General features: G+C 36.0%; 5 protein-coding genes. 1 reads left to right on the top strand and 4 read right to left on the bottom strand.

The genetic code is table 11. The annotated features are described in order from the left end of the window. Nucleotides 1-3 precede the first annotated feature (3 nt). From ACQKMV_RS18790 to ACQKMV_RS18800, 3 genes are all read right to left on the bottom strand, one after another. A complete protein-coding gene (locus ACQKMV_RS18790) occupies nucleotides 4-930 on the bottom strand; it encodes a dipeptidase (RefSeq protein ID WP_427505787.1) in 927 nt (308 codons plus the stop codon). Nucleotides 931-978: 48 nt separating this feature from the next. After that, nucleotides 979-1428 (bottom strand): TraR/DksA C4-type zinc finger protein, encoded by a 450-nt coding sequence (locus ACQKMV_RS18795; protein ID WP_427505789.1) that lies wholly within the window; start codon nucleotides 1426-1428, stop codon nucleotides 979-981. A 91-nt stretch (nucleotides 1429-1519) separates the two neighbouring features. Next, nucleotides 1520-2281: a MerR family transcriptional regulator gene (locus tag ACQKMV_RS18800; RefSeq protein ID WP_427505790.1), complete on the bottom strand. Its 762-nt coding sequence runs from the start codon at nucleotides 2279-2281 to the stop codon at nucleotides 1520-1522. 293 nt (nucleotides 2282-2574) lie between these two features. On the opposite strand from ACQKMV_RS18800, the gene ACQKMV_RS18805 reads away from it, so the two are divergent. Further along, nucleotides 2575-3213: an NAD(P)-dependent oxidoreductase gene (locus ACQKMV_RS18805; protein ID WP_427505792.1), complete on the top strand. Its 639-nt coding sequence runs from the start codon at nucleotides 2575-2577 to the stop codon at nucleotides 3211-3213. A gap of 109 nt (nucleotides 3214-3322) precedes the next feature. Here the strand turns inward: ACQKMV_RS18805 and ACQKMV_RS18810 are convergent, their stop codons facing one another. Continuing rightward, entirely contained in the window at nucleotides 3323-6097 is a 2775-nt protein-coding gene (locus ACQKMV_RS18810) for an S-layer homology domain-containing protein (RefSeq protein WP_427505793.1), read from the bottom strand. Nucleotides 6098-6851: the final 754 nt, after the last annotated feature.

Below are 6851 nucleotides of genomic sequence, written 5' to 3' on the forward strand. Positions count from 1 at the left end.
GCCTTAACAGGTTGCTGCATTTTTTACATAACGTCGAAAATTATTACTCGCAAGACCACGAACTTCTTCGACTGAAAAATGTTCACGTAACGCCTCTAATAAATTTTGTACCTCTCCTGCGTGTGCTAATCCTTTTACAGTAGCATCTATTCCATCGAAGTCTGAACCTAGTCCAAGGTGCTCTACCCCTACTATATTCGCTAGATGCTTCACATGCGCTACTAAATCATCCATCGTAGCATTGTCATGGATAAAAGGCGGATAGTAAACGACATGAATATGGCCTCCATGCTTGATAAGTGCTTTTGCCTGAGCATCCGTTAAATTTCTTGGATGATCACAAATTGCACGTGCATTACTATGGCTCGCAATGATATGCTTCGAAAGTGGCAGGACATCCCAGAAGCTTTGTTCATTTAAATGTGAGACATCGATAATAATATCTCTCTCATTTAGCAAGTTTATAACCTCTTTACCAAATGGTTTTAAACCAAGACTTGCATCCTGTTCAGCACCGTGGGCCACAGCATTTTCTTCATTCCACGTTAGGCCAACAAGCTTTACACCTGCATCTAATATGGCAGAAAGCTTTGCTAAATCTTCACCGACTGGACCACAGCCCTCTAAGCTTAAAATTGCGCCAATTTCATGCGGAGCTAAAGTATCTAATTGCGACCAATCAGTAATATGCACCATACCTTCAGTTTGTAATACATGTGTATGAAAAGCTTCAATTTGCCGCACTGCCTCTAAAAATTGCATATTTTGCGGAATTTTAGGGTTAATAAAAATAGCAAATACTTGTGCCTTAACCCGCCCTAATTGTAATCTCTCTCGATTGGCATGCAAACGCACATCATCTTCAAATTTTGCCGCTTCTAAAGTTGTTAATTTCAATAGAGCATCGCAGTGTAAATCAATTATATCCATATCCTCACCCCATACAGCTATTATACTGCCTGTGAGTGAAAATGCTTACTAACTTTTATCTTGAGGTGTATCAGAAGAGCCAAATTCCTCAAGTTCAATGAAATCATCCGATTTTGGGGTAGAAGACAACACATCTTCCTCCACTGGCCTTAAATTATCTTCTTTGTGCTCCGCATGTTCAACACACGTCAATACTTTCGGCATAGCTTCTAAGCGACCAATAGGAATCTCTTCACCACATACAGCACATTTACCATATGTACCTTCCTCCATCGCTTGAAGTGCAGCCTTTATTTCCTCAGCATTGTCCCCACGGTGCTCATCAATCGCCATTTCCGTTAGCTGATCCGTTAAATCACTCGCATTGTCAGCTGGATGATTATCATAATTAGATAGCTCTGTCGCTTGCGGACGCTCTGATTCCTCAAGTTGCTGTTCTATTTCCTGTAGTTCCTGCTCTAATTGCTTTTTTAATTTTTCCATTACTTGTGGGTTCAAAAAAATCTCCTCCTCATGCCTTCATTTTTTCCTAAATAAATATTTCTAAAACATTAAAGCATGAGAAGGAATCACTTATTTTTTCGTATAATTACGCCAATGCGAAATTAATTATGGCATCATGTAAAAATTTTGTGGCTCCCTGAGAAACGCGCTCATCATAATAAGCTGTAAATCGTTCATCTGCTATATACATCTGCGCTATACCAGCATGTGCCTCCTTAGAATATTGTGACCATGAAAAGCTAAGCCAACGCTTATGAAGCTCCGCTACCTCCATTGCCACATCATTTTTCGTATCGCCAATTTCCATCGCTTCTTTTAAACGATTAAATAATTGCTGTTCTAGCTGCTGCATTGCCTCATACTGTTCCTCTGTCATATTCATTAGCTTAGCATTCGATGCATCAACCTTCTTGTTACCATATTTCCCACGAATTTCTTCACCATATTGCTTTTCATTTTCCTCGATTAGCTTCTCTTTAAATCCATTAAATTTCTCTTCATTTGTCATTGGCTGTTCCTCCTCAATAGATTGAATGGTTTTTTCCACTGTTTGTAATATTTTTTCCAGCTGCTCCTTGCGTTTCAGTAAGGCTACACGATGGATTTTGAGTGCCTCTGTATGTTGGAAATTAGGCGCTTGAGTAATTTCCTTAATGGTTGCTAATTTCATATCTAATGCTCTATAAAATAAAATTTGCTGGAGCATATCAACTTCAAACTGTCCGTAAAATCGATAGCCCGCTTCATTCGTTCTTGCTGGCTTCAGTAATCCAATTTCATCGTAATAACGTAGTGTTCTTGTGCTAACCCCAGACAATCGGGCAAGCTCTTGAATTGTATATTCCATACTTTTTCACCTCCACTAATGCTACTGTAAATCTTTACGTAACGTTAAGGTCAAGAAAAATTTACTCATTACCATAACATTGAGTTGATTTCCATTCCGACTGGGCACTTTCCTAGGGGCGTTCAGCCTTCATTCAATCATCTTATAGCCGTGGCACACGCTTTAACAAATGTCATCCTAGATTTTTGGTGATGATACTAATTTTACATAACTTAGCCAAGAATAGAAAAAACCCGAAACCTTTCTTAAGGTTTGTCGGTATATTTACTATCACGCTTAGTTGGAGGTATATAATGAATAGCCCTTATAAGATAGCTATAATTGGAGGAACAGGGAAAGTAGGAAGACATATAGCAACTCACGCTATACAGAAAGGATACCATGTTCGAATGCTTGTAAGAAATCCGGAAAGGTTGTTATTTAAAAATAAGAAAATTGAAGTAGTGAAGGGGCAAGTACAAGATATAGATAGTATCCGAGAGCTTCTTAAAGATTGTAAAATCGTAATTAATACATTTGGTCAACCAACTAAAGGAGAACAAATATATAGCAAAGTAACTAAAAATATTCTTGATGTGATGAAAGATTTAAACATTAGTCGTTATATAGGTGTGTCTGGGGGTTCTTTAACTATTCTTGAGGACAAAAAGAGCATTTTGAATCGTTTTGGAGCAAAAATATTCGAAGTTTTCTTTCCAAAAATGATGCAGGATAAAAAATTAGAATGGGAAATTTTATTACATAATAAACATATCAACTGGACATTAATTAGATTGCCATTTGTAAAAGATAGTTTAAAATCATATCAGATCATGGAAAACCTTACTGATATGCCTGGTACAAAAATTACTAATCAAGATATAGCCACCTTTATCATTAATCATGTAAATAACACGCAGTACATACACAAAGCACCGTTCATCTCCAATTAGTCTAGTATCAATAAAATGACATAAGAAAATAGCATGCTAAGAATACATCTAGCATGCTATTTTTTAGTGTGGATTTACCTCATTATGTCTTAGGAAATTTTAATTCCTTTTATCTTGGTAATGTAACTGTTTGTGGAGTGAAATCTAACTTATTCCCACTGAAATCCATAATAGCATTACGAGGTGAAGCTTGAATCGTAACATTTCCATATAAACCTTGTGGTACTGTAATCAACACTCTATCATTGCCATTGCCTTGTGAATAGGTAGTTGTTGTTACTGTAGAACCGTTCACAACAATGTCAAAGTCCAAAATATTAACGTTTATTACTGGCTCACTAAAAACAACCTCTAAAGTTTGTGAATTGCTAACATTAACAGTTACATTCTTTGGTGCGACATTTTCCTTAAGATTAACTGATGTTCGCACCTCATCGAATGATTCCATAGAGTTTGCTGCTCTTAAGCCTTTAATCGTGAAATTACGTATGCCACTAAAATAATTCGAATCCTTTTTCAATGTTAGCTTAATACGATTTAAATTAGATGCCTCTACTACTGCACTTTCTACCTGAGCATTATCAATAATATAATTTTGAACGTTTTGAGCGAGTGATGGATCTACTGGATAATTGAAATTTAAATAAACAATATTATTATCCTTTATAGAATAATCTGTTGCAGATGTTTGAATTGGATTGTTCTGCGTTAATGCTAGTTTATTACCATTAACATTTAAATCACCATTACGCGAAAATTTGACATTTTGCACTTCATAGATTGGCACACCGTATAAATTTGTAACATTAGATAAAAATAGTTTGCCATCGTAAGAAGCTCCCTTTGAATCATAAGGGCCTAGCAATCCTGCTATTTTCACACGTAATTTTGTAGGTTGATCTTTTACGCTATGAATATCACTTTGAGGTCCTCTTGATAACTCATACAAAATGTGGTTATTCATATAGCTTCCAGTAAATGATGCTTTTGCGTTAGCTCCCAACTGTACTGGCTTATCGAAAGTTAATTGTAAATATTCTACATTATCCTCGTAAACTATATCAGAACCCATTAGGGCAGGAGCTTTGTCATCTCTTATAAAGTTATACGCTGTTGAGAATGTTGCTGTTTCACCTGATAAATCAGTAATTACACGGCTAGAAGCTGTCCCAATCGTTGTAATTCCTTGAAGTATACTTTTCGGATCAACCGTAACATTAAATAAACGACCATTTTTAGGATCTTTCTCTACTTTATTAACGGAAATTGAAGTCTGACCGCTCTTGATTGAAAGATCATATGGATAAAGCTGTTGAATCTCCTCTGAGAACAATAGCTGGAAAGTATTTGGTCCAGTTTGTGTGACAGAAGATAGTGTCGGCGCAACACCATCCTTATCTCCTTTTTTCACTGATACAGTAGCAGGGTTTGGTGAAATTATGTTTCCTGACAAATCTGTTGCAGCTACGAATGTAATCTGCATAGCTGTACCAGGTGATAAATAATTACCATTTACTGTTGCAGCTGATAAGTCAAAGGTTGCTTCAGTTGCATTTTGCTCAATGCTGCCTACTACATTTGCCACTCTTGTACCATTTGGTAATGTGAATTGAATGCGTTCATTAGGAAATGCTGCCATTGGCTTAGAAAACTGCACTTTAACGATTGAAGAATTGTTTCCTTGCGTTGTTCCTAAAATCGTAGGCGATTGTGTATCCCCAGCAATAACAAAGTTCGCATCTACTTTTTGAAGCACTAAGCCCTTTTCAGATTTGATGTTATTAAACACATAACGATGTGTACCTTTTAATGGCTCATTCATTGTAAAGATGATTGATTTTCGATCTGCACTGATTTCTGTTTTCACTACAGATAGTGATTTTAAAGTATCCACATTAGAGAAAGCTACAATATTATCCTGTAATTTCCCATCTACTTTTAGCACAGACAGTGGGTCAATTGCTTGGTTGAAAACAACTTTAATCTGAGAGGCATTAATCCCCTCAATTGATTGTACTTTTAGCTCATTGACTTCATATGTAACAACAGCGGAATATGATTTGTCATTAATTTTAAAATCTACCTTCGTCTCCACATTTTCAGTAAGTGGCTTTGCTAATGTTACCTTATGGCTTGTCCCATCTGTTAATGTCACCTGTAGTGTATTTGCATCTACAACTTTAACTGTTTGGATGAGTAATGGCACTTCAGGTTCCTTAAGCATATCATTGATATTCGTCATCGAACGATGTAAAAATGACGCAAATTGACCACGTGTTAATGAGTTTTTCGGATTAAATGCCTTTACATTTGTAATTTTTGCATATTCTAACGCGATGATGGCTTCACGATTTTCTGGTAAAGCTAACTTTAAATCTGTAATAGAAGATTTAAAGTTATCTTTTTTATACATCGCAATTAAATTGATATCGTAAACTTTTTCAATCGCACGTACTAAAATAGAAGCCATTTGTTCACGTGGGAGATACTCAGAAGGTAATAACTTGTTGTTAGTCCCTTTGAAAATACCAGTATCATTTATAAGCGCAGCGTATTGTAGTAATTCTTTATCTTTTGAAGATGTAGGCAAGTCTGTAAAACGTACTTTCTTATTGTAGTCTGCTGGCACTTGGAAGTGTTCTGATACAAGCCATTTTCCTAAAAATTTCGTTACATTGCCTTTCGTAAGGACTGCATTTGGCCTAAATGTGCCGTCTTGATATCCACCTACAATTTTTAAATCTGCTAGTGCCAAAATGGCCTCTTTATGATCACTTTTTGCAATATCTGTAAAGCTAGCTGCACTTGCAGTAGGCACAACAGCCGCAGCAACCAATGCAGCAGATGCTGTACTCATAATCCATTTACTTTGCTTTTTTTTCATTTTTATTACCTCCAACTAATTCTATTCATTCCCATTATAAAAGAAAGATAGATTTATTCCAAAGGATATACCAATACTATAGTGATTTTCCATGGATTATTTGCCCAAAGAAAGTGAGCTCTTAGCAAATCTAAATTATATTTAGTTTTTTCTATATGAAATTGCATAATTTTATTGCTTATATTTGATAGAGACGAGGAATAAAGTATGATTTTTAGAGCCTTTTTTTATAGTATAGAGCTATGGTTAAACAAATCTTATATGCGGTTGTCTCTGAACGGGATAAACAAAAGGATGTTAGTCACAACGAATGACACGTTCCTATGGAAGAATTGTTATTCTGATGGCTCTGTGAAGTCGAAGGAACGGGCTTATTTGACTCCTACTTGAACGACTATTCTAACCACAACAGCGGATCGTAGAAAGGATTTTTAGACGTTTTCACATATTAGAGGGAGGAATTGAAAATTGATATCTATGTTTGCTATGCCTATTTTTCTTAGTGGCGTAGGAAATAATGGAAATACAGAAGACTTTCTTCTTGAGTGCTAACCGTAGAAAAACAATTTTAATGAGTTATTAGAGGAAAGTTTTATCGAAGTCTTACACAAATTTAATAACGTCTTAGTTAGATTATAGAGCAACTGTTGCACATAATTAAAAAAATGCAGTAGATGTAAGTTACATCTACTGCATTTAGTATGACCCGTACGGGATTCGAACCCGTGTTACCGCCGTGAAAGGGCGGTGTCTT

This window comes from Lysinibacillus sp. NPDC094403 (assembly GCF_050278745.1).
In the GTDB taxonomy this organism is placed as follows: Bacteria; Bacillota; Bacilli; order Bacillales_A; family Planococcaceae; genus Lysinibacillus.